This is a genomic window from Arthrobacter sp. HY1533 (assembly GCF_027568515.1).
GTDB lineage: Bacteria > Actinomycetota > Actinomycetes > Actinomycetales > Micrococcaceae > Specibacter.
The window spans coordinates 21,597-47,332 of the sequence record NZ_JANKZF010000016.1 but is presented as its reverse complement, the minus strand read 5'-3'; the positions used below and the strand labels follow the sequence as shown (position 1 = coordinate 47,332).

The 25,736-nt window shown below is 68.3% G+C and carries 19 protein-coding genes; 14 read left to right on the top strand and 5 right to left on the bottom strand.

Annotation, left to right across the window (positions count from 1 at the left end; all coding sequences use genetic code 11):
• The 13 genes from mutM to PCK14_RS12785 all read left to right on the top strand — a co-directional run bounded on the left by mutM (position 1) and on the right by PCK14_RS12785 (position 14,279).
• Positions 1-945, top strand: a complete 945-nt coding sequence (gene mutM / locus PCK14_RS12845; protein ID WP_269938900.1) for a bifunctional DNA-formamidopyrimidine glycosylase/DNA-(apurinic or apyrimidinic site) lyase — start codon at positions 1-3, stop codon at positions 943-945.
• Positions 946-1,056: 111 nt separating this feature from the next.
• Positions 1,057-2,004 (top strand): amino acid ABC transporter permease, encoded by a 948-nt coding sequence (locus PCK14_RS12840; protein ID WP_269938899.1) that lies wholly within the window; start codon positions 1,057-1,059, stop codon positions 2,002-2,004.
• A 5-nt stretch (positions 2,005-2,009) separates the two neighbouring features.
• Positions 2,010-2,765 carry an amino acid ABC transporter ATP-binding protein gene (locus PCK14_RS12835; RefSeq protein WP_333474359.1) on the top strand — a complete coding sequence of 252 codons (756 nt, stop codon included), beginning with the start codon at positions 2,010-2,012 and terminating at the stop codon, positions 2,763-2,765.
• Positions 2,766-2,795: 30 nt separating this feature from the next.
• On the top strand, positions 2,796-3,728 hold the full coding sequence (locus PCK14_RS12830; protein WP_269938897.1) for an ABC transporter substrate-binding protein: 933 nt from the start codon (positions 2,796-2,798) through the stop codon (positions 3,726-3,728).
• 27 nt (positions 3,729-3,755) lie between these two features.
• Positions 3,756-4,505 carry a GntR family transcriptional regulator gene (locus PCK14_RS12825; RefSeq protein ID WP_269938896.1) on the top strand — a complete coding sequence of 250 codons (750 nt, stop codon included), beginning with the start codon at positions 3,756-3,758 and terminating at the stop codon, positions 4,503-4,505.
• A 52-nt stretch (positions 4,506-4,557) separates the two neighbouring features.
• Positions 4,558-5,334: a BtpA/SgcQ family protein gene (locus PCK14_RS12820; protein WP_269938895.1), complete on the top strand. Its 777-nt coding sequence runs from the start codon at positions 4,558-4,560 to the stop codon at positions 5,332-5,334.
• Positions 5,331-5,861, top strand: a complete 531-nt coding sequence (locus tag PCK14_RS12815) for an ureidoglycolate lyase (RefSeq protein WP_269938894.1) — start codon at positions 5,331-5,333, stop codon at positions 5,859-5,861. The genes PCK14_RS12820 and PCK14_RS12815 overlap by 4 nt, the downstream gene beginning before the upstream one ends.
• Positions 5,854-6,816, top strand: a complete 963-nt coding sequence (locus tag PCK14_RS12810) for a carbohydrate kinase family protein (protein ID WP_269938893.1) — start codon at positions 5,854-5,856, stop codon at positions 6,814-6,816. The genes PCK14_RS12815 and PCK14_RS12810 overlap by 8 nt, the downstream gene beginning before the upstream one ends.
• Before the next feature lie 165 nt (positions 6,817-6,981).
• A complete protein-coding gene (locus PCK14_RS12805) occupies positions 6,982-8,496 on the top strand; it encodes a S8 family peptidase (protein ID WP_269938892.1) in 1,515 nt (504 codons plus the stop codon).
• Positions 8,493-9,074 (top strand): RNA polymerase sigma factor, encoded by a 582-nt coding sequence (locus tag PCK14_RS12800; RefSeq protein WP_269938891.1) that lies wholly within the window; start codon positions 8,493-8,495, stop codon positions 9,072-9,074. The genes PCK14_RS12805 and PCK14_RS12800 overlap by 4 nt, the downstream gene beginning before the upstream one ends.
• Positions 9,071-9,544: a carboxypeptidase regulatory-like domain-containing protein gene (locus PCK14_RS12795; RefSeq protein WP_269938890.1), complete on the top strand. Its 474-nt coding sequence runs from the start codon at positions 9,071-9,073 to the stop codon at positions 9,542-9,544. The genes PCK14_RS12800 and PCK14_RS12795 overlap by 4 nt, the downstream gene beginning before the upstream one ends.
• 1 nt (position 9,545) lies before the next feature.
• Positions 9,546-12,032, top strand: coding sequence for a CHAT domain-containing protein (locus tag PCK14_RS12790; protein ID WP_269938889.1), 2,487 nt, complete (start codon positions 9,546-9,548; stop codon positions 12,030-12,032).
• A 114-nt stretch (positions 12,033-12,146) separates the two neighbouring features.
• On the top strand, positions 12,147-14,279 hold the full coding sequence (locus tag PCK14_RS12785; RefSeq protein ID WP_269938888.1) for a S8 family serine peptidase: 2,133 nt from the start codon (positions 12,147-12,149) through the stop codon (positions 14,277-14,279).
• A gap of 84 nt (positions 14,280-14,363) precedes the next feature.
• On the opposite strand, the gene PCK14_RS12780 is transcribed toward PCK14_RS12785, so the two are convergent.
• The 3 genes from PCK14_RS12780 to PCK14_RS12770 are packed head-to-tail and all read right to left on the bottom strand — an operon-like array spanning position 14,364 to position 19,107.
• Positions 14,364-15,395: an NAD-dependent epimerase/dehydratase family protein gene (locus PCK14_RS12780; RefSeq protein ID WP_269938887.1), complete on the bottom strand. Its 1,032-nt coding sequence runs from the start codon at positions 15,393-15,395 to the stop codon at positions 14,364-14,366.
• Entirely contained in the window at positions 15,392-18,088 is a 2,697-nt protein-coding gene (locus PCK14_RS12775; RefSeq protein ID WP_269938886.1) for an alpha/beta fold hydrolase, read from the bottom strand. Before PCK14_RS12775 ends, PCK14_RS12780 begins: the two co-directional genes overlap by 4 nt.
• Positions 18,082-19,107, bottom strand: a complete 1,026-nt coding sequence (locus PCK14_RS12770; RefSeq protein ID WP_269938885.1) for a 3-oxoacyl-ACP synthase III — start codon at positions 19,105-19,107, stop codon at positions 18,082-18,084. Before PCK14_RS12770 ends, PCK14_RS12775 begins: the two co-directional genes overlap by 7 nt.
• A gap of 254 nt (positions 19,108-19,361) precedes the next feature.
• Between PCK14_RS12770 and smc the strand changes: the two genes are divergently transcribed.
• A complete protein-coding gene (gene smc / locus PCK14_RS12765) occupies positions 19,362-23,009 on the top strand; it encodes a chromosome segregation protein SMC (RefSeq protein WP_269938884.1) in 3,648 nt (1,215 codons plus the stop codon).
• Positions 23,010-23,139: 130 nt separating this feature from the next.
• Here smc and PCK14_RS12760 read toward each other — a convergent pair whose 3' ends face one another.
• Positions 23,140-23,658 (bottom strand): GNAT family N-acetyltransferase, encoded by a 519-nt coding sequence (locus tag PCK14_RS12760; RefSeq protein ID WP_269938883.1) that lies wholly within the window; start codon positions 23,656-23,658, stop codon positions 23,140-23,142.
• Positions 23,655-25,583, bottom strand: a complete 1,929-nt coding sequence (locus PCK14_RS12755; protein WP_269938882.1) for an FAD/NAD(P)-binding protein — start codon at positions 25,581-25,583, stop codon at positions 23,655-23,657. The genes PCK14_RS12760 and PCK14_RS12755 overlap by 4 nt, the downstream gene beginning before the upstream one ends.
• Positions 25,584-25,736: the final 153 nt, after the last annotated feature.

Below are 25,736 nucleotides of genomic sequence, written 5' to 3'. Positions count from 1 at the left end.
ATGCCTGAGCTGCCCGAGGTCGAAGTTGTCCGGCGCGGCCTGGAACGCTGGGTTGCCGGCCGGCGCATCACGGCAGTGTCCGTGGTTGACCCGCGCTCCATTCGCAGGCACTCCCTGGGCAGTGAAGACTTCCGCGGCAACCTGCTCGACGCCACTGTCCTGGACGTGGTCCGGCGCGGAAAGTTCCTGTGGATGCCGCTGTCGGATTCCCCTTCCTCCTCCGTGGAACCCCACACCGCCCTGGTGGCACACCTGGGCATGAGCGGCCAGCTGCTGGTGGAATCGCCGGAACAGCCGCATGAGAAGCACTTGAAGGTGCGGCTCTCCTTTTCCCCACGTGGCTCAGACCCCGAGGAACTGCGTTTCATTGACCAGCGCATTTTTGGCGGACTGTTTGTCACCTCACTGGTCCCCACGGTTGACGGGCTTCCCGGCGGGGGCGGTTCGCCCTGGGCGCTGATTCCCGATGAGGCCGCCCACATCGGGCGCGACCCCCTGGACCCTCACTTTGACATTGAGGCGCTGCACCAAAAGCTCCGTGCCCGCAAGACCGGGCTCAAGCGGGCCCTGCTGGACCAGGCCCTGGTCTCCGGCATTGGCAACATTTACGCCGACGAGGCGCTGTGGGCGGCCCGGATGCACTACGCCCGGCCCACCGACACCCTGCGCCGACCGGACACCGAGCGCATCATCCATGCGGCGCGCGATGTCATGTCCCGTGCCCTGGATGCCGGCGGCACCAGCTTTGACTCGCTTTACGTGAACGTCAACGGTGCCTCCGGCTACTTTTCACGTTCCCTGAATGCGTACGGACGCGAGGACGAGCCCTGCCACCGCTGCGCTGCCGTGGGCCTGTCCACCAGGATCCGCAGGGACACGTTCATGAACCGCTCGTCCTACAGCTGCCCGGCCTGCCAGCCGAAGCCCCGCAACGCCCGGCTGTAGCGTTCCCGCCCTGGCCGCGAGGTCCGGCAGGCAAATCCCGCTTGACAAGTGAGGCGCGTCACCCTAATTTTAAGTTGTACACCTGACCATACAACTTCGAGGAGGTGGGTGATGACGTTGCTTTCATCCGAAACCGGCAATGGCGCCGGCATAGATGTCAACGACCTGCAGCAGCGCAGCTACAAGATCGTTCGGCTCAAGCACCCGGGCCAGTGGATTTCTGGCGCAATTGTGGTGGCATTTCTCGGTTTCCTGATCAAATCCTTCGCCGAGGGCCAAATTGACTGGACCACCGTCGGGGAGTTCCTGACCGCCGACGTCATTCTGCGCGGATTCGCCAACACCCTGCTCATCTCATTCTTGGCCATGATCCTGGCCATGGGGCTGGGCACACTGTTTGCCGTGATGCGCCTCTCCAGCAACCCGGTCACCCGGTTCGTGGCCTGGCTGTATGTTTGGGTTTTCCGGGGGACACCGGTCCTGCTGCAGCTGCTGATCTGGTTCAACATTGCCCTGGTGTTTCCCACGCTCAGCATTCCCGGGCTTTTCGAAGCCCGCACCGTTGACGTGGTCACCCCCTTCGTTGCCGCCCTCCTGGGGCTGGGCATCAACGAAGGCGCCTACATGACTGAGGTGGTCCGTGCCGGCATCAGCTCCGTGGACCACGGCCAGACCGAGGCCGCCCACACCATTGGCATGTCCCGCATGCAGATGCTGCGCCGGATCATCCTGCCGCAAACCATGCGGCTGATCATTCCGCCCATGGGCAATTCCGCCATCGGAATGCTGAAGTTCTCCTCCCTGGCCACCGTCATATCCTTCACGGAAATGCTCAATGCGGCACAGCAGGTGTACTTCGTCAACGGTGCCGTGATCGAGCTCCTGCTGGTGTGTGCCGTCTGGTACATGCTCGGAACCACTGTGCTGAACATCGTCCAGTTCTACATTGAACGGCACTACGGCCGTGGTGTTGCCGGGGCATCCACCAAGGCTCCCTTCAAATTCAAGTTCGGCTTGGTCCGGCCCAAAACCCAGGCACCCGCGGAGGAACAATCGTGAAAACCATGGTCAAGGCGATCAACATCCACAAGAGTTTCAACGGGCGCGAGGTGCTGGCCGGCGTGGACCTGGAAGTTGCCGACGGCGAAGTCCTTTGCATCCTCGGTCCCTCCGGCGGGGGCAAGAGCACCCTACTGCGCTGCCTGAACCACCTGGAGACCGTCGACGACGGCGTGGTCTGGATCGACGGTTCCGTGATTGGCTACGAACTGCGAGGGGAGACCCTGCGCGAGCTTCCCCCGCGCAAAGTTCGCCAGCAGCAGCGTGAAATCGGGATGGTCTTCCAGCACTTCAACCTCTTTCCCCACCTCACCGCCCTGCAGAACGTGATTGAGGGCCCTGTAACGGTTCGCAAGGAATCCAGGGCCGCAGCCACCGCCAGGGGAGTGGAACTGCTGGAAGCTGTGGGCCTGGGCGACCGCGGCGCGGCCTACCCCTCGCAGCTCTCCGGCGGCCAGAAGCAGCGCGTTGCCATCGCCCGGGCCCTGGCGATGCAGCCCAAGGTCATGCTTTTCGACGAGCCGACCTCCGCACTTGACCCGGAACTGGTGGGCGAGGTGCTGGATGTGATGCGCCGGCTGGCACTCGCCGGCACCACCATGATCGTGGTGACACACGAGATTGCCTTCGCCCGGGACGTCGCCGACCGGGTGGCCATCATGGTGGACGGCTCCATCCGTGAAATCGGCAACCCTGACGACGTGCTGTCCAACCCCCAAGACCCACGCGTGCGCAGCTTTCTCAACCGCGTGCTCAACTGACAAACCAACAACCACAGGCAGGAAACAACAATGACGATGATTTCTTCGACCACAAAAACCACCACAAAGGCAACTGCGAAGGCCAAGGCGCGCCTCGGCGCCGCCACGCTCGTCCTTGCGGCGGGGCTGGCCTTGAGCGGTTGCGGCGGCCAGGGCAACGCCTCAACCTCGCAGACGCAATCGGCCGCCGTGCCGGAACTCCAGGCCATGCTGCCCGCCTCAGTGAAGGACGCGGGCGTCCTGAACATCGCCATCAGCCTCGCCTACCCGCCCATGGAATACTCCGAGGCTGGATCCACGGACCTCAAGGGCGCAGACATTGACCTGGCCAAGGAAGTTGCAGCCCGGCTCGGGCTCAAGCCGAATTTCCAGAACGTTGACTTCTCCCAGCTCATCGTCTCCGTCACCACGGGCCGCTCGGACATCATCTGGACCGCTTTCTCGGACTTGAAGAAGCGCCAGGGCGAATTGGACTTTGTTGACTACTTCCGCACCGGAAACCAGTTCTTTGCCCCGGTGGCGAACCAGGACAAGATCAAGGAGCTGGCCGACCTTTGCGGCTACACAGTCACGGTGTCAACGGGAACCAGCTGGGTTGGCTCGGTGGAGGACCTCTCCAAGTCCACCTGCGCGGCCGACAAGCCGATCAAGATCCTCCAGATTCCCACCCAGGCCGAGGAAATCCTGCAGATGAAGCAGGACCGCGCCCAGGCGTCCTTGATCGGATTCGAAGGCATTCTTGACCTGCAGAAGCAGGAACCGGGCAAGTACTACGCCATCGGGGACCTGCTGGAGCCCGGGAACTACGGAATTGCCGTGGCCAAGAAATCCACCGAACTGCGGGACGCAATCAAGGCCACCATGGAAGCCATGCAGAAGGATGGAAGCTACGCCAAAATCCTGGACAACTACGGCCTCAAGGCAGCTGCCCTTGATTCCATCACCGTCAACGACGGCAAATAGCCAACACCATCCACGGGGGACAATCTCATGACCGCTGAATTTCTGCTCGATCCCATGAATCCTGCACCGCTGTACACGCAGCTATACCGCGATCTGCGGCAAAGGATTCTTGACGGGGAAATTCCCGAAGGGGATGCGATCCCCTCCGAGACCGTGCTGCGGGACCGCCACGGCATCACCCGCAGCACGGTGCGGCATGCCGTGTCCCTGCTGGTTTCGGAGGGACTGGTCCAGCAATTCAGGGGCAAGGGCACCATCGTCACATACACCCCGATCAACCACAGCATCTGGAACTTTGGCGGATTCACCGACTTCTCCAAGGCACGCAATGAGAAGCCGGTGACAACCGTCCTGTCGCAGTCTGTGGTGGATGCTGCCACCGGCCCGCAGTTGCGCCTGGTGCGGGCCCGCGGCGTCGCCACCGAGAATGGCACGAAGTTCCTCAACATCGACACCTCCCTGCTCAGGCTGGACCGCTATCCGGGCCTGGAGAAATTCGATTTTGAAGGGCAGTCGCTGTACCAGATTCTTCGCGAACACTATGAGGTTGTCCCCGTCCGCTCGGAGCTGATGCTGTCCGTGGCCGTGCCGTCCGAGCTGACCAGAAACGTCTTCGGCGAACTGCCTGGAGCCTCCGGTTTCATCTGCGCCAGCGGTGAGGTCTTCACCAACGAGGACGCCCTTGTGGAACACACCTCCGTGATTTACTCACCCGATCTTGAGATGCGCGTGGGGACCTCGTGGAACGGGACCTCAGCCAACCACCCGAATTCGTAGCCAGGCATCTTGCCGCGGGCAAATATCAGATTTCAAATGTAAGGAACACGTTGTGAACACCACCAACAGCCGTTATTCGCTGGCCTTCCCCAACCCCAAGCCCATCCTGGGCATGCTGCACCTTTCCGGTGGCACCGCTGCGCAGAAACTGGACATTGCGAAGCAGGAACTTGCAGACCTCCGCGGCGGCGGCGTGGATGCCGTGGTCGTGGAGAACTACTTTGGGGACAAGGACGACGTCCGCAGTGTCCTGGAATGGCTTGAGGGAAAATACCCTGACCTGACAGTGGGCGTCAACGTGCTCCACGACCACCGGATGGCCTTTGAGCTCGCCCGGCAATTCAGGATCAACTTCATCCAGATGGACTCCGTCGCAGGGCACCTTGACCCCGTTGCCGACCTGGACTTCGCCGAAGAGCTGCAAGCATTGCGGGGCCAGGTGGACGCCGCGCTTTTGGGTGGTGTGCGGTTCAAGTACCAGCCGGTCAATTCCGGAAGGACAGAAGAAGAGGACCTGCTGATTGGCCAGGGCCGTTGCGACGCTTTTGTGGTCACGGGGACAGCCACCGGCGAGGAAACCGACATTGCCAAGGTTGAACGCTTCCGCTCGGTCGTGGGCAACGACTTCCCCCTCCTGATTGGGGCCGGAATGACCGTGCAGAATGCCGCCGCCCAGTTGGCGGTGGCCGACGGCGCAATCGTGGGCAGCTACTTCAAGGACACCCATGTGGACACCGGGCGGGTCCTGGCAGCCCACGTGCATGAACTCATGCACGAGGTGGAAACGGCGCGCAGCCAGGCTGCGCCACGCGAAGGTGCCCTGCGGTGAGGATTCCTGCCCTCGATGTCAACGCCGCCGATTTTGCCCCGTTCGGCAGGGTCCACCACATGACAGGGCACGGTGCCGACGCAGACAAGGACGGCGGACTGGTGCTCACCCAAGGTCCCGGCTGGCAGGACGCCTACACCAAGGCGCCGCTCATCAGCACCAATGGCAGCCTGGGCATAACCTTCGGCGGCGGCAGCCCCTTTGTCACTCACCAAATGGAGCGGCACCTGCACACGGAGGAGGCGCTGTTCACCGCTGGAGCCGCCGTGGTGCTGGCCGTTGCCGAGGCCGGCGACGCCACCTTCCCCCGCGCGGAGGACGTCAGGGCCTTTGTCATCAATCCCGGAACGGCCGTGGTGCTGCACCCGGGGACGTGGCATGACGCGTGCCGCGGTGTTGACGGCCCCACCAACTACTACTGGATGGCCAGCTGTGGGGGCGATGGCGGCCCCACCTGGACCGACGTTGCCGGCGGCCCGGTCCATGCCGAGCTGCAGGAATCAAGCCAAGGGACACAGCGTGGCTGAGCGGGGAGCTGCGGGAACCGCATTCTTCGTTGGCGACGTCGGGCTGGACAAGTACTTCACCGTGGAACGGTGGCCGGGCGTGGCTGACAAGGCAGGCATGGAGGCCTCCGCCAGCTACGTGGGCGGGATGATTGCCAACGCCGCCGCCGTGCACGCCGGCCTGGGCGGTGCCACCGAGTTCATCTCCCTGCTCAACACGGGCGCCCTGACGGAACGCATGTGCCATGACCTGGCCGCTCACGGTGTTGGCACCTCCCACATGTTGCACGATGAGACCGTGCCCGACCCGCTCAACCTGATCTTCCTGGTCGGTGGCGAACACGTGGTTCTCTATGCGGAAACGGGGCAGGCACCCATGCTTCTGGGACCAGCGACGATGGAGGCACTAAAGTCACCCGGCTACCTCTACACCACGCTTGCGCGGGCCAAGCGCCTCAGCGACGGGGCGCGGGCCGGTGCGGACGTCCTGGCCGAGTTGAGGTCCCATGGCCGGCGCGCCATCTTTGACCTGGACGTTGATGGTTTCAGCATGGTCGACGGCGAACTCCTGCGCGACGCGGAGGTGGTCATCATGAACAAGATCGGATTCGGCCACTCCTTCGGTGGACAGGACGCCCAGGCAGTCAACGAGTGGATCCTCAGCCATGGCGTCAGGGCCGTGGTGCGGACGTTGTCGGCCGAAGGGGCCGAAATCTACGACGGCAAGACTGTGCAGCACGTGCCCGGCCACCAGGTGCCCGTGGTTGACGTCACGGGCGCAGGCGACACCTTCGGCGGTGCCCTGGTCCATGCTCTGTCCGATGGGGAGGCCCTGGCGGACGCCGTGGCATTTGCCGTGGCCGCGGCATCACGGGCCGTCACCATCCAGGGGCCCCGGGGCGGGGTCGCCAGCAGGAGCATGATCGAGGAATACCATGCAGGCCGGATGGCTGGCACACAGCAGTTGGCAGGGTAGGCCGCTGCCGGCGTCCCACGGGCGCCGGCATGCGGCAACTGGCGCGTGTAATCGTGACGCGCACGTGGGATCATGGCCGCATGGCGGATGGACAGTGCGCTGACATGTATCAGGACGCGCCCGGTGCCCTCCTAACTCGCATGAGCCACCCTGGAGAGGACCATCATGAGCGATACGAGTGAAGCAGTGCAGGTGCCTGACAATCCGGTGCTGCACATGGACCCGCAAGCCGCCATGGCGTGGAAATTCCGCATGGTCACCACGCCAGCAGGCCGCAGCACGCTGTACGTGGCCGATGCCTTGCTGCTGTCGGTGCCCGAACGGGACGCTGCGGAACGGATCAAATCCATTGGCGAGGCCGCTGCCAAGCTGGGCATTGGCGTTGAATCCATGCCACTCGGCGTCCGGGGCGTGAAGGAGAGGCCGTCCGGGGAGACCACCTCCTCCATCAGCCGGCTGGTCCTCCACGGCAAGGCGGGCGACGTCGATGCGTGGCGGCTGCTCGAACACCTCAGGGCGGCGGGCGTGGCCGACGGCGTCTGGCTGGACCATGCGATGGCCGCGGCACAGCCTCCGCCGGGATCCGGGCCCGACTACCAGGGCGTTCCCTACTACGCGGGCGTTCCGTACTACGCAGGGGTGCCCTATTACGCCGGCGTTGGCGCACCCGCCACCAGCTATGCAAACCCGGGCATGGGAGGGCGGTCGCCTGTGTCAGTGGTCCTGCCGGATCCTGCAGCGGCCGCCAAGCGCGGGCAACGGCCCCCTGTTGTGGTGGTCCCGGACACCGGCTTGGAAGACCACCCGTGGTTCCGTGACCCGGCCCAGGCAACCGCAAGCGTTTTTGCCGGCGGCCAGCTGCTGGGCCGGCACGGCACTGTCCCGGGGTCCACGGCCCCGGAACCGGTGCGCAACCCGCTGGACGGCACGCTTCTTCCCCTCGCCGGGCACGGCACCTTCATCGCAGGCATCATCCGGCAAATCTGCCCCACCGCCGTCATCCTGGGCATCCCGGTCATGGCCGACGACGGCGTCGTGTCCGAATCCTGCCTCATCGCGACACTCAATTCCCTCCTGGCCCGGCAGCAAGGCGCGCTGGAAGAGGGCGACACGGATTCACTCATCGACGTGCTCAGCCTGTCCCTGGGCTACTACCACGAGCAGCCCCAGGACCAGCTGGCAGATGCGCCGCTGAATGAACTGCTCGGCGAGTTCGGCAAGGCCGGGGTCCTGGTGGTCGCGGCGGCCGGCAACAACTCAACCACGGCACCCATGTACCCGGCCGCCTTCGCCGGCCAGCCGACGGCGCCGGGTCAATTGCCCCTGGCGGCCGTGGGCGCCCTGAACCCTGACGGGACGGTGGCCTATTTCAGCAATGCGGGGGCGTGGGTCAGCTGCCACCGGCCCGGAGCCGCCCTGGTCTCCACCATGCCGCCGCGCCTGAGCGGGGACCGGCAGATGATTGCCGCGCTCCCCGGAGCCGGCATCCGTCGCGCAACCATTGATCCGGACGATTTCAGCGGCGGGTTTGGGGTGTGGAGCGGCACCTCATTTGCCGCTCCCGTCCTCGCGGCGGAACTGGCCCAGCACCTTGTGGACTCCACGGACCCGCTTCTTTCGGCCCGGCTGGACAGGGCATGGAACGCCTGCGGCGAAGTCTTGGGGTGGAAGCGGCCATGACCGGGCAATCCGGCCTCGTGGGGGAAGCGGCGGAGTTGTTCAGGCAGTTCCAGGGCGGGGACAGGAGCCGCATCGAGCCGATGGTGCGGCTGCTCAACCCCACGCTGTGGCACCTTGCCCGGGGCTGCGGGCTGGAACAAGTTGATGCCGAAGACGTGATCCAACTGGCCTGGCTGAAGCTGGTTGGCAACGCCGGGGCAATCCGTGATCCCCAGGCCGTGCTGGCCTGGCTCGGGACAACCGTCCGCCGCGAGGCATGGCGCGTGGCCGGCGAACGCAGGAAGAATGACCCGGCACAGGAACCCGAGGCCCTTGCCGGCGCGCAGGACCCCGCCCCGGGGCCAGAGACGGCCGTGCTGGCGGCCGAATCACAAAGCACGCTGTGGAACCACATCTCCCGGCTCAGCCCGCGCTGCCAGGCAATCCTGCGGGTGGTCAGCCGTGGCGGGCCGCCGGACTATGCGGCCCTCTCCGAGTCGCTGGGAATCCCCGTGGGCTCGATCGGCCCAACCCGGGGGCGCTGCCTGGCTGCCCTGCGCAGTGCCCTTTCCTCCGATCCGAGCTGGAGCATGCCGTGAGCAACTCACCAGACCTACCCATGGACGCACTCGACGCGGAACTGCTGGAAGGCATTGCCGCGCTCTACGACGCCGTGGACCCGCCGCCGTCGTCCCTGGACGGTGACGTTCTCTTCGCACTGTCGTTGGAGGCCCTCGACGCCGAAATTGCGACCCTGACGGAGGAAGGCATGCCGGCGCTGCGTTCTGCGGAAACCGAAGCGACCAACACGGTGACGTTCACCAGTTCGGCCCTGCAACTCATGGTCAGGACCAGCGAGGAGGACGACGGCAGCCTGAGAATTGACGGATGGGTGACCGGCGGCGGCATCGCCGTGGCCGTGCTGGCCGGAACAACGGCGCTGTGGAGCACCTCGGACGCCCACGGCCGGCTGCTCTGGCGTGCGGTCGCCCGGGGTCCGCTGCGCTTCCTGCTCCGCCCGGCCGACCCCGGGGACCGGCCCATCATGACGCCGGTGATCGAGTTCTAGCATGCAGGGCCCCAGCACGCTTTCGGCCGCCGACGCGGCCTACCGGCAAGCGCGCGCCGCCGTCGCCAGATACGACCTTGCCGGGGTCCGGCAACACCTGGACACGGCCCGGAACCTCCTGGCCGGATGCAAAGGCCCCGACGCCGCGGGGCTGGCGCTTCGCATCCGCCTGACGGGATCCTGGCTGAGCTGCGACGAACAAGGCCTGCCCGCCGCCCTGGCGGAAATCGACGGCGTGCTCGCGGAGGCGGACGCCCCGGAAAATGAGCACATCCGTGCCCTGGCCCAGCTGCAGGCCGGAGTCCTGTTGGCCCGGGCGGGAGAATTTGACACCGCACTGGGGCGACTGCGCAAGGCAGCCGCGCTCTCCTCCGTCCTGCCCCTGGACGACCGCGTGCGGCTGCTGATCAACAAGGGGACCATTGCGTCCAGGACCAGCTCCCTGGACGAGGCCGCCGCCGACCTCCAGGAGGCTGCCGAGCTGGCCACCGGGCTGCCCCAGTACCGGTTCATGGCCCTTCACAACCGTGGCTTCGTCGAATATCTCAGGGGTGACCTGCCTGCCGCGCTGCGGGACATGGCGGCGGCGGACCAGCTCGATGTCGAGGTTGAGCGCTCCGTGGCTTGGCACGACCGGGCACGGGTCCTCATGGAAGCCGGGCTGCTGGAGGAGGCGGCAGGGCTGCTGGCGCAGGCCGTGGACGGCCTGCGCACGGCGGGACTGGTCCAGGAATGGGCCGAGGCCCGGCTCGACCAGGCCCGCTGCTCCATGCTCGCCGGCCGGGCAGGCCAAGGCGCAGGCATGGCCCAGGGCGTGGCATTGGATGCGACGGGGAGGGGTGAGGAGGCCCGGTCGCAGGAAGCCGGGCTCGTTGCCCTTGAGGCCAGGCTGCCGGCGGTCGTTTCGGGCGACGCCGGACTGGCCGGCGAGGCGGGGGAGCTGGCGGCCCGGGCACGGGCGGCCGGCCGCAGCTGGCTGGCCGACAGGGCCGCCGCGGTGCAAGTCCTGGCCTGGGCCGGCGGCGGCGGGCCCGTGGGTTCGGAAACGCAAGGCGCACTGAGGCGGCTGCGGAATTCCCCCTACCTTTCCACCCGGATTCTGGGCATCTCGGCGCAGCTGTCCCTGCCCGGCGGCCCGGCCGGCCGGAACAGGCTGCTGCGCGAGGCCGCCGCGGACACATCCACCGCCCGGGCCGGCGCGGCCAGCCTGGACGTGCGGACCGCCGTCGCCCTCCACTTGAGCCCGCTCATCAGGCTGGACCTTGAACGGGTGGCGGCCGGGGGAAACGGCTGGGCCGCACTGCTGGCCACCGAACGCTGGCGGGCGGCCCTGCAGGGGCAGCCGTCGGTGGTGCCACCTGCCAACGCGGAACTGGCCGGCCTGTGGTCCAGCCTGCGCCAGCACAATGAGGAACTGAGGACGGCCACGGCCCCGGAGGGCAGGGCACTGCGGCAGGCCATTGGCCTCATTGAGCGGCAACTGCGTGAGCGCTACTGGGCAGGCCAGCCGCAGGGGCGGCCAGTCCCCGCGCAGCGCCTGGCCCGGAACTGGCTGGGGAACACCGGCGTCATGGCCTACTTTTGGGCCGGCGATTCGCTGCACGCCGTGCGGATCGAGCCCGGGCTTCCCGCGCAGCTGCTGCACCTTGGCGGCCGGCGGGACATCGATGACCTGCTGGACCGGGCGGTGGCCGATGCCCAGGCCGGCGGACAGGCGCCTCCCGGCCCGCTGTCCGCCGTGGTGCTGTCCTCGCTCACTGAATCCCTGGACCGGCTCGGGAAGGTGCTTCTGCCCGGCAACCCCGGCCAGGGACCGCTCCTTGTGGTGCCCAGCGGCGGGCTGGCCCGGCTGCCATGGGGCATGTTGCCGGGCCTGCGGGGACGAGGCGTGGTGGTCAGCCGCTCGGTGCGTTCCTGGCACGACGGCGCCATGGTCCTGGACAGGGTTCCCCGGGTGGCCGTGGCGGCCGGGCCGGGCCTGGCCCTGGCAGGGGAGGAGTGCGCCGGCGTGGCAAGCCACTGGGAGGGTGCGCACACCGTGACTGCCGATTCGGGGCACATTGTGCAGGCCCTGGCCACGTACGACGTTGTGCACATTGCCGCCCATGGCAGGCACCGTGAGGACAGTCCGCTGTTTTCCTCGCTGCGGTTGCACGGCGGCTCGCTTTTTGCCCACGAACTGGAACATGTCAACATCCGGGCGTCGCTGGTGGTGCTGTCGGCCTGCAGTGCCGGGCGGGGCCGGCTCCGCCCAGGCGATGAAGCCCTGGGGCTTGCCGCCAGCCTGTTGGCCATGGGCGTGCGGGCCGTTGTGGCGCCCCTGACCGACGTCCCCGACGCCGCCGCGTGCCGAGTCATGGGCGAGATGCACCGGCGCCTGGCCCTGGGGCAGGACGGTCCTGCAGCACTGGCGGACGCGTGCGACGGCGTGCTCGACGCCAGCTTCACCTGGTTCGGTTCCCCCTGGCGGGCCCCGGGGCGGGCCTGAGCGGCGTCCGGCAAAATTTTCTTGCCAGCCTGTGTATCAACCGGATCCGGCCCTGCTCCTAGTGGGTGCAACGCAAAGACGCGGTGCACTTGCTCCCCTTGAAGGAGCAGCACAATGTCGGACAAGACTGGATCCACGGCCTACTACTATGCCGATGGCGAGCGGGTCCCCCTGGCCCCCTCGAGCCACTTCGTCGCCGTCCGGGCGACGCCGCAGGATGCCGACTCGATGGTCCAGGGCGCCGCTGCCCTGTCCGCCGACCCCCAGCAGCCCGTTGAAATCTTCCGCGTGACCGACCAGGACCTGGTGGTCTTCAAGGTCGCCGGCGCCGGCGTGCCCGGGGCTGCCCCCGGCATCATGGCTGCGCAGGCCGCTCTGGCAGACGATGCCGCCCCGGGGCCCGACGTCTACGAACCCGGTGACGGGGCCGAAGCGGCAAACGGCGGAACGCCAACCGCGCTCATCGACAACGGCGAGTTGATCGTCAAGTTCGGCGGCGATGCGGCCACCATGGCACGGGTCCTGAAGAAGTACCGGCTCGAAACCATCCAGGCCGACTACCCGGAGCCCGGAGCCGTCCTGGTCATGACGGCGGGACGGGCGGATTCCGCCGTGGCACTCGCCAACGAGCTGCACGAGCTGGACGGGATCGACTACGCCGTCCCGAACTTCGTCCGTCTCTCACCCAGGTTGACCGCAACCCTTGAAGGGGCGGCCCGGCCGGAGGCGTTGGGGGACGCCGGCCCCGCCTTCACCCCGAACGACCCGCTGCTGTCCAGCCAGTGGGGCATCGCCAAGATCCGCTGCCCCGAGGCGTGGGACATTTCCCGCGGTAGCTCGGCCATCACGGTGGCCATCATCGACGAGGGCGGAAACGCCCACGAGGACTACGTCCAGGCACCCGGCTTTGATGCCCGGTTCAACGATTCCGACCCCACCCCGAACCCGGCCGACGGCCACGGGGTGGCCTGTGCCGGAATCGCTGTGGGCACGGCCGGCAACGGCAGGGGCATCGCCGGCGTTGCACCCAACAGCCGGGTGCGCCACGTCCGCATTGCCTACGGTATCGGCGGGGGCTTCTGGTCCACGACGGATGCCGTCATCGCCGCCGGGGTCCGCCGCGCCGTCGACCTGGGGGCTGACGTGCTGTCCAACTCCTGGGGCAGCGGCGCCAGCACAGTGGTCACGAATGCGTTTGTGTACGCCCAGACCAACGGACGCGGCGGGCGTGGCACCCCCATCGCGGCCGCCACCGGCAACGGCGACATCCTCGGTGTTGGCTACCCGGCAAGGTTGTCCCCAGTGATTCGCGGGTTTCTGGCCGTGGGAGCAAGCAACCAGTGGGACCAGCGCAAGAGCATGACCAGCCTGGACGGCGAGACCTGGTGGGGTTCCAACTACGGTCCCGAGGTGGACGTTGTGGCGCCCGGGGTCAAGATCCCGACCACCGACATGATGGGCGCCGGCGGGTACACCTCGGGCAACTACGTGGGCACGTTCAACGGCACGTCCTCGGCAACGCCGCACGTGGCAGGCCTCATGGCCCTGACCCTGGCGGTCGATCCGGAGCTGCGCTCGTGGGAGGTGGAGGACATCATCAAGCTCACCGCGCGGGACCTGGGGGCAGCGGGCCGGGACCAGCAGTTCGGCTTCGGCCGGATCGACGCCCGGGCCGCACTGGAGGCGGCATCAAAGATCTGGTACGACATCCAGGTGGTGCCGGTCTTCCTCGGGGCAGGCCGCGAGACGTTCCTGAGGGTCCAGGTCAGGATGTTCAACCCGGGCATCAACACGGTGCGGCTGAACGGGCTTTCGTTCCGCTCCCACGCAGCAAACGGAACCGTGCTGGATGAGTTCTCCTTCCGGGGCACGCCGGGGCCGGTCATGCTGGCCCGCAGCGGCCACGACGTCCGTTTCGCGAACCTGCTGCTGCGGGCCAACGGGAACCAGAACAGCTGGTCGTACAACTGGTCGGCGAACTGGGACTACACGTTCTGGCGCCCCAGCGCTCCGGCCTTCGCCCTGGGGTCCATGGAAGCCGACGCCGGCGCGGGGGTGCTGGACGAAAGCCAGGGGCTCAGCGCCAACGGTGGCACGGTTGAGGGAAGCGGATCCGGCGGAACGCCTGCCACCCCCGACACCGCCAGCGCCGGGCCGGGGCTGGCCGGGGCAGTCGCCGGGGAACCCGGAGGGGACCGGGTCACGGTGGACCGGTCAAGCCGGGAGATCACCATCGTGGTGCGTTGAGCCGCACCGCCGGCACGCCAAAGGCCCGGCCCCAGGAACCTGGTGCCGGGCCTTTGGCGTGCCGGCGTGCCGGCGTGCAGCTTCCTACTGCCGGCGGTAGTGCTCGGCCAGCCGGGCCAGGCCCTCATCGAGGGAAACTGAAGGTGTCCAGTCCAGCACGGCCTGGGTGTGGCGCTGGTCGAACCAGTGCGCGGTGGACAGCTGCTCGGCCAGGAAGCGGGTCATGGGCGGCTCATCCTTGACCCAGCCGCGGGCGCCGGCAGCAGTCCATGCTTTTTCAATGACGGAACCTGCCCCGCGGGCCAGCCAGCCCGGCACGGAGTAGCCGGGCGCACGCACGCCGGCGGCGGCACAGATGCCGCCGATGAGTTCGCCCACGGCCCGTGGTTCGCCGTTGGTGACCACCAGGGCCTGGCCGTGCGCGTGGTCCATGCGTTCGAGCCCGCGCACAATGGCCTCGGCCGCATTGTCCACATAGGTGGTGTCGATGAGGGCGCGGCCGCCGTCCAGCAGCGGGAGCCGCCCCGCGCGGGCGCGTTCCACCACCCGCTCCACGAGTTGGGTGTCGCCCGGTCCCCACACAATGTGGGGCCGGATCGCGGCCACCCGGAATTCGGGGGAGTCCTCGGCGAGGGCGATTTCCTCGGCCGCGGCCTTGGACCGTGCATAGTGGCCGCGGGCCAGCGCGGGGTCCGCCGCACCGGCGCCGGCACCCACAATGGAGGAGCCAAAGTGCGCCACCGACGGGGAGGAGACAAACACGAAGTCACGCAGCCCCTCATGCCTTGCCGCGGCAATCAGCTGCCTGGTCCCCACGATGTTGGTGGTGACGAAGTCGTTCCAGTCGCCCGTGAAGGAAACCTTGGCCGCGAGGTGCACCACGGCATCCATGCCCTCCACCGCGGCTGCCGCCACGTCGGGGTCGGCCACCGAGCCCTGCATTGATTCCCAGGGGGCGTCGACGGGGCGGCGCTGCAGCGTGCGGACAAGATAGCCGCGGTCGTGGAGCAGCTGGGCAACGGCCCGTCCCAGCATGCCGCTGGCGCCGGTCACCAGGACCCGCCGCTGCACGCCAGGGCCCGTGCCCGGCTCCGTGCCCGGCCCGCCGGACGTCAAGGCTTGCCGGCCTTCCCGCCGGAAAGCACCTTCGCGGCCCAGCGCGAGAGCCGGGCCCTGTCAATTTTGGAGTTGTGCCGCACATCCGTCGGCATGGCGTCAATGAGCAGCACGGAGGCCAGCGGCACGCCGGCGGCGGCAGAGGCCGCCCGGACCTCGGCCGCCAGCCCGGCAGGTGCCAGACCGGCACGCTTCACGGCAGGCAGGGTCTCAACAACTGCCACGGCGGCCTGTGTGCCCAGCGGGCCCACGCCCACCACGGCGGCACGCGCCACACCGGCAACGCCCTGTGCGGCCTGTTCGGCGGCAACGGGCGTCTTCACGCCGGCGGGCGTGGACAGGATGTGCTCAAGGCGCCCCTCAACCCACAGGCGCCCCTCGGCGTCGAGGTGGCCCACATCGCCTGTGCGGTGCCAGCCGGGAATGTACGAACTGTGCGCCTCGGTGATCCAGAGCCGGTCATAGCGCTCCTTCACATGCGGGGCGGACACCAGGATCTCGCCCGTCACGCCGGCGCCCGTGGTGGCTTCCGCCAGAACCGCGCCGTCGGCGTCGAGCGGGGCAATCGCCACGGACGCGCCGCTGACAGGCGTCCCCACGCACACGCCGTTGCCGGCGCCCGCAGCACGGATCCCGGGCAGGTCGATGTCGGTCACCGGAAGGGCCTCAGTCATGCCGTACGGGGTGTGCAGTGCCGCGTTGGGGGCCAGCTGCTGCACCTGCTCCAGCAGTGCCACCCCGAGCGGTGCGCCTGCCGAAAGGACAAGTTCGACGCCGGCCATTACTGTGCGCTGGGCATCCGTCAGTTCCGCTGCGGTCGCCATGACGTTGACCAGGGCGGCGGGGGAGGCAAAGACCACTGTGGCGTCCACGGCCGCCGCGGCATTTGCCAGTGCTGTGGCCGTGAGCGTGCGCGGTGCGGTCACGTCCATGTCGGGGGTGACCGTGGTGGCGCCCAGGGCCGGGCCCAACAGGGCGAACGGCGCAAAGCCGGCAACCAGGGAAGTACCGGCCTCAAGCCGGTACGTGTCCTTGAGGGTGTCGCGCATCGCGGCCAGGCGGCGGCCCGTGTACACAACTCCCTTGGCCGGTCCGGTGGAGCCGGAGGTGAACAGCACGGCCGCATCGGCATCGGGGTCAACCGGGGCAAACCGCACGGCATTTCCGGCCAGGCGCACCACGCGTCCGTTGGCCATGAGCTGGGGCACGGTTGCGGCAACGCCCAGAACAGCCTTCTTGGTGTTCGCGGTGGACGGCGTGAAGTCCTCAGCCGCAATCCTGGTCCCGGGCCAGTTGTACAGCTTGGCCCCGGCCAGGGCGCGGTCAATGCCGATGAGGAAGTCAGGCCCGGCGCCCTTGATGGCGCGGCTGAGCCCCTTGGTGCCCAAGCCTGCGTCGGCCACCACAATGACGGCGCCCAGGCGCAGGCAGGCGTAAATGAGCGTGGTCAGGTTGATGCCCGGGGGCACCAGCAGGCTGACCCGCTTGCCGGCGGTGATGCCAAGCTCGCGCAGGCCGGCGGCGAGGTCGTCCACGTCGCGGGCCAGCTGCGCCCAGCTCAGCGACCTTGTGCCGCCCTCAGGCAGCATGTCCACCACAGCCGTGGAGGCGTCTCCGCGCCGGGCGTCGAGCTCGGCCAGCATGGGCACGAAGCCGGTAGCCGGGCTTGCCCCGGTGGTTGAGCTTGCCTCGGTGGTTGAGCTTGTCGAAACCACTGATCCCGGCAGGCAGTTCGCCGCCAGCCAGGCAAACGCGGGCGCGGCAATGTCGCGGTCTTCCTGGACCAGGTGACTGGCGCCCTCAAAGCGGTGCACATCGGCCTGCGGCAGGCGGGCGGCCAGGTCGCGCAGGTAGCGGTCGGAGAACACGGGGTCCTTGGGCCCCCACATCATCAGGGCAGGCACATCCAGGGTGCGGATGCCGGAGGAGACCTCATCCAGGGCTGCCCATGACGGGTGTTCAGGGGTTGCCGGGATGTCGGCGACGAAGTTGCCCACGCCGGCGCGGCGGGACACTGTCTTGTACGGGGCCATGAATGCGGCGCGGACATCGTCTGCCAGGGCCGGCTGGGCGAGCCCGTGCGTGACGCGCAAAAATGCGGAAGACGTCGTCGTGCCCCACTTGTGCACGGCGGGGTGCAGGGCCAGCTGCAGGGCCGGCGGGAGGGAGAAGCCGGAGGGGTGCACGGCCGTGTTGGTCAGGACCACGCCGGCCAGCTGCTCGCGGTGGAGGTTTGCCCAGCCCAGGGAAATGAGCCCGCCCCAGTCATGGCCCACGCTGACCACCGGGCCAGTGAGGCCCAGTTCGGCGGTGAAATCGGAGAGGTCGTTGATGCGGTCCTCGAGGCGGCGGAAGGTGCCGGTGCGCTCGGAGAAGCCCATGTCCAACTGGTCCACGGCCACCACGCGCCACGGGCCGCCGGCGGCGAGGGTTTCGGGGGAGGTGGCGCCGGCCAGCAGGGTGCGCCAGAGGTAGCTCCAAGTGGGGTTGCCGTGCACGCACAGCAGGGTGCCCACGGGCTCCATGCCGGTGGCCAGGACGTCGTCCCGGTTGTCCAGGAAGTGCCAGTGGCGGGAGGCGCCGGGGCCGTCAACTGCGGAGGTTGAGGGGACGGCCAGGGTGCGGCGCCAGTGGGCTTCCACCCCGGGCCACGGCTGCGGAAGGGTGGACTGCACGGAAGCCACTGCTACCACGCAATTTCCATCATCGCGGTGTTCAGCCCGGAGCCCACGCCCATGCACAGCACACGGTCGCCGGGGTTCAGGCTCTGGGATTCCTGCGCCAGCGTCATGGGCAGGGAGGCCGGGCCCACATTGCCCCACTTGGGGAACGTGATGGGCACGCGGCCCTTGACCAGGTTGACCGACTTGATGATGGCGTTCGTGTAGGAGTTGGAGACCTGGTGGGTGACGTAGCGGTCCATGGAGCGCCACTCCCAGCCGTCCGTGTGGGCCTCGTGCCAGGCATCGGTGACCAGTTCCAGGCCATTGTCCAGCAGGCCCTTGGTGTCCGTGAACATGCCGTCGGGCCCGCCCACGCACAGCTCGTGGTGCTCGGTGCCGGCGCGGGAGACGCCGCCGATGATCCGGTGGCCGCCCGGGTGGAGGTCGGCCGGGCCCATGACGGCCGCGGCGGCGCCGGAGCCCAGGGTCAGGGTGGCGAATTCGCGCAGGTAGTCCTCGCGCGTGGACGTCTCGGCATTGAGGCGCTTGAAGGTGGTTTCCTGGGTGGCCTGGGCGTCCTCGCCGGCCACGATCAGGGCGTACTTGATCTGGCCCGAATCAATCATGTTGGCGGCCAGGGTCATGCCGTTGACAAAGCCCAGGCACGCATTGGCCACGTCAAAGTTCATGGCGGAGGAAGGCAGGCCCAGGCCGTTGTGGACCTTCACAGCCACTGACGGCTCAAGGTTGCGGCGGGTCACGGAGGTGTTGATCAACAGGCCCACCTGGCCGGCCTCGATGCCGGCCTCCGCCAGGGCCTTGGCGCCTGCCTCAATGGCGGCGTCGTCAAAGTCCGTTCCGGGGGCCCACCAGCGCCGCTCCTCAACGCCCGCAACCCGCTCCAGCAAGCGCTTGGAGAGCCGCAGCCGCTTCAGGCTCGGGGCCAGCCGGGCGTCAAAGTCGCTGGACTTGACCACTACCGGGGCCTCAACGCTTGAGACCGCGAGCAAGGCGGTGTTGTGGTGACGAAAAGTAGCGTTGCCGATCAAGTTCCAGCCTTTTTCTTGTGGAGTTCGGGTGGGACGGCACCGAAAAGATTCCGGTGACCTTGCCGTGATGCGGGCGGGAACTGCCGTGAACGGCCCCCCATGCAGATCAAGACCCAACCTTAACTATGCACCTTGTAGGTGCCATCACGCACATGCGCCACACTGCATACACGCCGGGCCATCCCGGGTGGGTGGGGCAATTCCACGGTAGATTGGACAGTGAAGAACAGTCCGGCGCAGGAGAAGAAAACAGTTTGCATCTAAAGAGCCTGTCAGTGCGCGGATTCAAGTCCTTCGCCTCGGCCACCACCTTTGACTTTGAACCCGGCGTAACTGCCGTGGTGGGCCCCAACGGTTCGGGCAAATCCAATGTGGTTGACGCCCTGGCCTGGGTCATGGGCGAGCAGGGTGCAAAAACGCTGCGCGGGGGCAAAATGGAGGACGTCATCTTTGCCGGCACCTCCGGCCGGCCCGCGCTGGGCCGCGCCCATGTGTCCCTCACCATAGACAACGCCGACGGCGCCCTGCCGATCGACTATGCCGAGGTCACCATCTCGCGCACCCTGTTCCGGGCCGGCGGCTCCGAATACGCCATCAACGGCACAGCCTGCAGGCTTTTGGACATTCAGGAGCTTCTGTCCGATTCTGGCCTGGGCCGGGAGATGCACGTCATTGTGGGCCAGGGCCAGCTGGACAAGGTGCTGCACGCCACGGCGGAGGAACGCCGCGGCTTCATTGAGGAGGCGGCCGGCATCCTCAAGCACCGCCGCCGCAAGGAAAAGACGCTGCGCAAGCTGGACGCCATGTCCGCCAACCTGGCCCGGCTCACCGACCTGACGGGGGAGATCCGCCGCCAGCTGACGCCCCTGGGCAAGCAGGCAGCCGTGGCGCGCCGCGCCCAGTCCGTGCAATTCGACGTCCGCGACGCCCGCGCCCGCCTGCTGGCCGACGACATCGTCAGCCTGAGCACCGCCGTCGAACGCGACGAGGCAGCCGAGCTGGCACTCAAGCAGCGCCGCCAACAAGTGGAAAAGGAACTGCAGGAGGGACGGGAGCGGCAGGCCGCGCTGGAGCAGGCAGCCGCCGCGGCAACCCCCGTGCTCAACGCCGCCCGCGACAACTGGTACCAGCTGAGCTCAACCCGCGAGCAGCTCAAGGCCCTGGGCATGCTGGCGGCCGAGCGCCGGCGCCACCTCGGCTCGCAGGAGGCCGCCCCCGACCCCAGCCGGGACCCCGACAAGCTGGCCGGACAGGCAGCGCGGCTGCGCGAGGAAGAGGCCGAGCTGGACCTGGCGCTGGAGGAACGGCGCTATGGGCTGGAGACGGCCATGGAAATCAAGGAAGATGCCGAGGCCGCGGTGCGCGCCGAGGAGCAGCGCGTCCGCGAGCAGCTGCGCGCCACGGCCGACCGCCGCGAGGGTCTGGCCCGGCTGGCCGGCAAGGTGTCCTCGGCCCGTTCCCGCGTGGAGTCCGCGGAGGCGGAGATCGGCCGCCTGCACCAAAGCAAGGCCGCCGGCACCGAGCGGCACAGCACAGCCGCGGAGGAATTTGCGGCACTGGAATCGCAGGTGGCCGGGGTGGAGGCCGGCGAGGAGCGCCTCGACACCGACTACGAGGCTGCCGCAGGCGCCCTGGCCGAACTGGATGCCCAGATTGAGGACGCCACGGCCGGGCAGCTCGCCGCTGAGCGTGAGCGCGACTCCCTGACGGCCCGCCGGGATGCACTTGCCGTGGGCCTGCTGCGCAAGGATGCCGGCGCCCACCTGCTGGAGGCCCGGCCGGAGGGGGTCATGGCGTCCATGGCCCAGCTCATCCATGTGGTCCCGAGCCACGAGACGGCCATCGCGGCCGCCCTGGACGCCGCGGCCGAGGGAGTTGCCGTGGCCGATGCCGCGGCCGCTCTGCATGCCTTGGAATTGGTCAAGAACAACGACGCCGGACGGGTCACCCTGGTGCTGGCCGGCGGCTTTGGCACTGGTGCGCCCGGAAACGGGGAAGCTGCGGAGCTGGCACGCCTTGCCGAACTGCAACAGGAAGCCGTGGCCGCCGCGGGTGCCGTGTCCGGTGCCGCCGTGGCGCGCACCCAGGTGCAGGGCCCGGACGGGCTGGGCCCTGCGCTGGACAGGCTGCTGGCCGGGGTGGTGCTGGTGCCCAACGCGGCCGCGGCACAGCAAGTTTTGGCGCACCACGCCGGGCTGACCGCCGTGACTGCCGAAGGCGACGTCATGTCCACCCACGGGGTCCGGGGAGGGTCGGCCACGGCGCCGTCGCTGCTGGAACTGCAGGCCGCCGTGGATGAAACCGAGGCGCAGCTGCGGGCGGCCACGGCCCGCGGCGAGCAGGCACGCTTTGCCCTGGCCGGGCTGGCGGCACGGCGCACCGGGCTGGCCGAGGCGGAATCCGGTGCGCTGGCCGCGCTGCACGAATCCGATGCCCGCCTTGCCGCCGTGGCCGAACGGCTCGGCGCGCTCGGCGCCACGCTGCGCTCCGCCGCCGGCGAGTCGGAACGCCATGCCCAGGCCCTGGATGCGGCAAACGCCAACCTGGCCCGCGAGCAGGCTTCGCTGGAGGAAATTGCCGGCCGGCTGGCCAAGGCACAGGAGGCGCCGGCCGACGTCGGGCCTTCCATGGAGGAGCGCGACACGCTTGCCGCTGCCGCAGCTGCCGCACGGGCCGTGGAAATGGAAACCAGGCTGTCGCTGCGCAGCACCGAGGAGGCGCTCAACACGGTGCGCACCCGGGCCGCCGGGCTGGAGCGCGCCGCCGCGACGGAGCGCATGGCGCGTGAACAGGCGGCGCAGCGGGCCCAGCGCCGGCTGTTCCAGGCAAGCAAGGCCGCCGCCGTGGCCGCCGCAGCCGCCCAGGTGATTGAGTTTGTGGAGGCGTCGATCGAGCTGGCCGAACAGCACCGCGACGCGGCCGAGGAGGAGCGTGCGGCGCGCGAGGTGGACCTCATGGCCGTGCGCAGCGCCACTGTGGAATCCGAGAAGGAACTGGCCCGGCTGACCGACACCGTGCACAAGGACGAGATGGCGCGGGCGGCGCAGAAGCTGCGCATCGAAACACTGGAGAACAAGTCCATCGAGGAACTGGGCCTGTCCGTGGACCACCTCATCAAGGAGTACGGGCCGGACACGCTGGTTCCCCTGGGGCCCGGCGAGGTCACCGACAAGTGGGCGGCACTGCGCGTGGAGGTGGACGACTCCGGTGCGGAGATCCGCGAGGGCACCCCGTTTGTGCGCGAGGAACAGGAAAAGCGGCTCAAGCGTGCCGAACGCGACCTGGCCGCGCTGGGCAAGGTCAACCCCCTTGCGCTGGAGGAATTTGCCGCGCTGGAGGAACGCCACCAGTTCCTTTCCACGCAGCTGGAGGACCTCAAGTCCAGCCGCAAGGACCTCATGGACATCATCAAGGAAGTGGACGCCCGCGTCGAGGAGGTCTTCACGGCCGCCTACGCCGACACCGCCGCCCAGTTTGAACGCGTCTTCGGACGCCTCTTCCCGGGCGGTGAGGGCCGGCTGGTGCTGACAGACCCCTCGGACATGCTCACCACAGGCATCGAGGTGGAAGCGCGCCCGGCAGGCAAGAAGATCAAGCGCCTCTCGCTGCTGTCCGGCGGGGAGCGCTCACTGACGGCGGTGGCACTGCTCGTGGCCATCTTCAAGGCCCGCCCCTCGCCGTTCTACGTCATGGACGAGGTGGAGGCGGCGCTGGATGACACCAACCTGGGCAGGCTCATCACCATCTTCGAGGAACTGCGCGAGTCCAGCCAGCTCATCATCATCACCCACCAAAAGCGCACCATGGACGTGGCCGACGCCTTGTACGGCGTGTCCATGAGGGGCGACGGCGTCTCAACCGTCATCAGCCAGCGCCTGGACCGTGAACCGTCAGTCGTGTGACGTCCGGGGGCAGTTATTTCTCGTCCGGGGGCAGCTGTTAAGATCCGAGCCTTGTGCACAAGGGGCGGATCTTAACAGCTGCCCCCGGGCAGGCGGAAGGCGTGGCCGTCCTGGCGCCACAGACGCCGCCTCACCCCTGTGACGGGCGCGGCAGCTCCTTGGCGAATGCCAGGAACTGCAGCGTGGCCGGCGGGGCGTCGACGTCGAACAGGGGTTCGTATCCCGTGTTGAGGTAGAGCGCGCGGGCCTCCGGCTGGCGCGGGCCCGTGGTCAGGTAGACGCGCCGGTAGCCCAGCTCGGCGGCCCTGTCCTCCAGTTCCGCCAGGACCTTGCGGGCCAGTCCTCGCCGCCGGTGGCGCGAGTGCGTCCAAATGCGCTTGAACTCGGCGGTGTCCGCGTCATAGCGCCGGAAGGCACCTCCCGCCACGGATTCGCCCGCCTCCTGCAGGATCAGCAGGCCACCGCCGGGTGCGGCAAATTCCGCGGCCGGATACTTTTCCAGCTCCTTGGCGGCATTGCCCTCGCCGAAGAGGTCGGCGTAGCGGCTCTCGTACTCCACAGCCAGTTCGTCCAGGAGCGGGCGCACGCGAGGATCATCCAGGGGCAGGGAGAGGACGGTGAAGTCCTCGGTGTCCAGGGGAGTTGTCATGATTGTGTCCTTCCACTGAGAAGTGCGAGATCGGCATGTGCCGTGAGGGTGTGCAGGACCTTCCGCGCCAGGGCGTCGTTTTCCCGGAAGGGCGCTGCGTTGCTTCCGGGCCGGGCAAAGGCGCCGGACGCCCACGCCGAGGTGCCCGGGCCCACGGCAAACAGCCCCTCCGCCGGTTCCCCGCTTCGGCCAACCAGCCGGTGTTCGGCCGTGACCAGCAGGCGGCCCGTGGAGACCGTGCCGTCCGCCGTGAGCAGCAGCTGCTCCGAGCCAAGCGAGCTGGCGTGGAGGTGGGCGAGCAGGGGATTGGCCGAGTTGGCCACGGTCGGGGCGGGCAGCCGGGCTTCGATGAAGGCTGCGGCGGTCAACGCCTGGCTGCCGTTTGCGTGGCGGGCCACGAACAGGCCGGTCGATTCCTGCGTGTGCACGCCCAGCCCCGGGCCCAGGAATTCCAGCAACCCCGCCCGGTGGAGGGCCAGCACCTGGCGCAGCCGGTGCGGCGGAGGGCCGGAGTCCATGAAGCTGAAGAAGCCGTGCCACCAGCTGTGCACGGCTGCCTGGGATGCTGCCGTCAGGCGGTGGGCCGGAACAATGGACGCCACGTCCATGTAGACCCGCAGCAGGCCCAAGAAAAGTGCAAGTGTTTCCGGGTTTTCACCGCCGTCACGCAGATTCAGGTCACGTTCAATGTGGGCCACCACGGCGGCGGCAATGCTGTCCGGGCGCTCCAGGGGCGTTCCCTCCAGCGGATGGTCAAGGCTTTCAAAGTCCAGCCGCAGCGCCGGATCGGGCACGGCCGCGGCCACGAGCCGGGCCATCCCGGCGCTGTTCCAGTCCAGACGGGCAAAGGAGGCGGAAAAACCGGCCCAGTCCATGGCCACCCGTTCCGGGCTGCCCGTGAACAATTCCAGGTAGTAGGCATGGGCGGCCTCCTTGGCCATGAGCGGCCAGAGCTGGGTGCGGAAGTCCAGCTCACTGTGCCCGGCCAACAGCCCCGACACGGCATCCGGTGACAAGAAGCGGGCGGGGCCGGGCGCATGGCCGCGCAGTTCCGCGGAAATCTTCGAATGGTAGGGGACGCCGCGGCGGGAGCCGGCCCACAGCCGCGGCTCCCGGCCGGAGGGCAGGTAGTCGAGGCCGCCGCAGTCCTTCTCCACGAACTGTCCGCCCCTGCCCTCCATCAACAGCACCAACAGGTCAATGAAGGCCAGCCCCATGCCCGAGACAATCACGTCCTGGCCGGGGGCCAGCGCCGAGTAGTCAACGTCGGTGGTGTAGGCGGGGGCCGCATGGAAGGCGCCATGGCGGGCGGCGAAGTCCGCGAATTCCGCCGAGCGCCCGTGCACCTCCGCATCGCTGTGGCCCAGCGCCAGCACCGCCACGTCGGCCGCCAGGGTGTTGCCCCCTGCCAGCCGAATGAGCCAGCCGCCAGCGGGCCCGGGGGCCAGTTCCGTGGCGGAGTCGCCGTGGACCGTGACGCTGGCCTGCGGTGCCAGGGCAGCCACGGCCCGGCGGAAGAACCACTCCAGGTAGGCGCTGTGGAGCTGGCGGGTGGGAAACGAGGAACGGCCCAGCCCGGCGGCCTGGGCCAGCAGGTGCGGCGGCAGCACGGGGGCATCCGGCAGCGAACCGGCGGCCACCTCGGCAGCCCACTGCGCCAGGTCCGGCCCGTCGGCGACCGGTCCCTCGCACACCACCGAGGCATCGGTGAACATGGTCACGTCCCCGGCCATGGAATTGAGCAGCAGCCCGGGGTCCTGGTCAAGGCGCCAGATCCGTCCGGACCCGGGGGAGAAGGGCTCCACCACATGAATGTCCAGTGCCCCGGCGAACATTTCGGGCCTGTTGGCGGCGAGCCGTTCCAGCAGGCCGGCGGTGCGCGGGCCCCCGCCAATGAAGGCGACGGTGGGGACGTGGATGGGCATGGTGGCTCCTGGTTCTGCCGTGCTGGTTTTGCGGTGCGCCCGCGGGCCCATGAACAGGTCCGCAGGCGGGGTTGGAAGCCCCATGCTATGGCCGTGCAGGCAGCCAAAAAAGTGCCTTGGTCACGCCCGTTCATGCCTTGTCACGCGGCGTTG

Bases quoted from the DNA above. Each gene is read 5' to 3' on its own strand.
- PCK14_RS12840 (WP_269938899.1), top strand. From the start codon at position 1,057: ATGACGTTGCTTTCATCCGAAACCGGCAATGGCGCCGGCATAGATGTC.
- mutM (WP_269938900.1), top strand. From the start codon at position 1: ATGCCTGAGCTGCCCGAGGTCGAAGTTGTCCGGCGCGGCCTGGAACGC.
- PCK14_RS12830 (WP_269938897.1), top strand. From the start codon at position 2,796: ATGACGATGATTTCTTCGACCACAAAAACCACCACAAAGGCAACTGCG.
- PCK14_RS12760 (WP_269938883.1), bottom strand. From the start codon at position 23,658: ATGACAACTCCCCTGGACACCGAGGACTTCACCGTCCTCTCCCTGCCC.
- PCK14_RS12785 (WP_269938888.1), top strand. From the start codon at position 12,147: ATGTCGGACAAGACTGGATCCACGGCCTACTACTATGCCGATGGCGAG.
- PCK14_RS12755 (WP_269938882.1), bottom strand. From the start codon at position 25,583: ATGCCCATCCACGTCCCCACCGTCGCCTTCATTGGCGGGGGCCCGCGC.
- PCK14_RS12835 (WP_333474359.1), top strand. From the start codon at position 2,010: ATGGTCAAGGCGATCAACATCCACAAGAGTTTCAACGGGCGCGAGGTG.
- PCK14_RS12825 (WP_269938896.1), top strand. From the start codon at position 3,756: ATGACCGCTGAATTTCTGCTCGATCCCATGAATCCTGCACCGCTGTAC.
- PCK14_RS12805 (WP_269938892.1), top strand. From the start codon at position 6,982: ATGAGCGATACGAGTGAAGCAGTGCAGGTGCCTGACAATCCGGTGCTG.
- PCK14_RS12800 (WP_269938891.1), top strand. From the start codon at position 8,493: ATGACCGGGCAATCCGGCCTCGTGGGGGAAGCGGCGGAGTTGTTCAGG.
- PCK14_RS12790 (WP_269938889.1), top strand. From the start codon at position 9,546: ATGCAGGGCCCCAGCACGCTTTCGGCCGCCGACGCGGCCTACCGGCAA.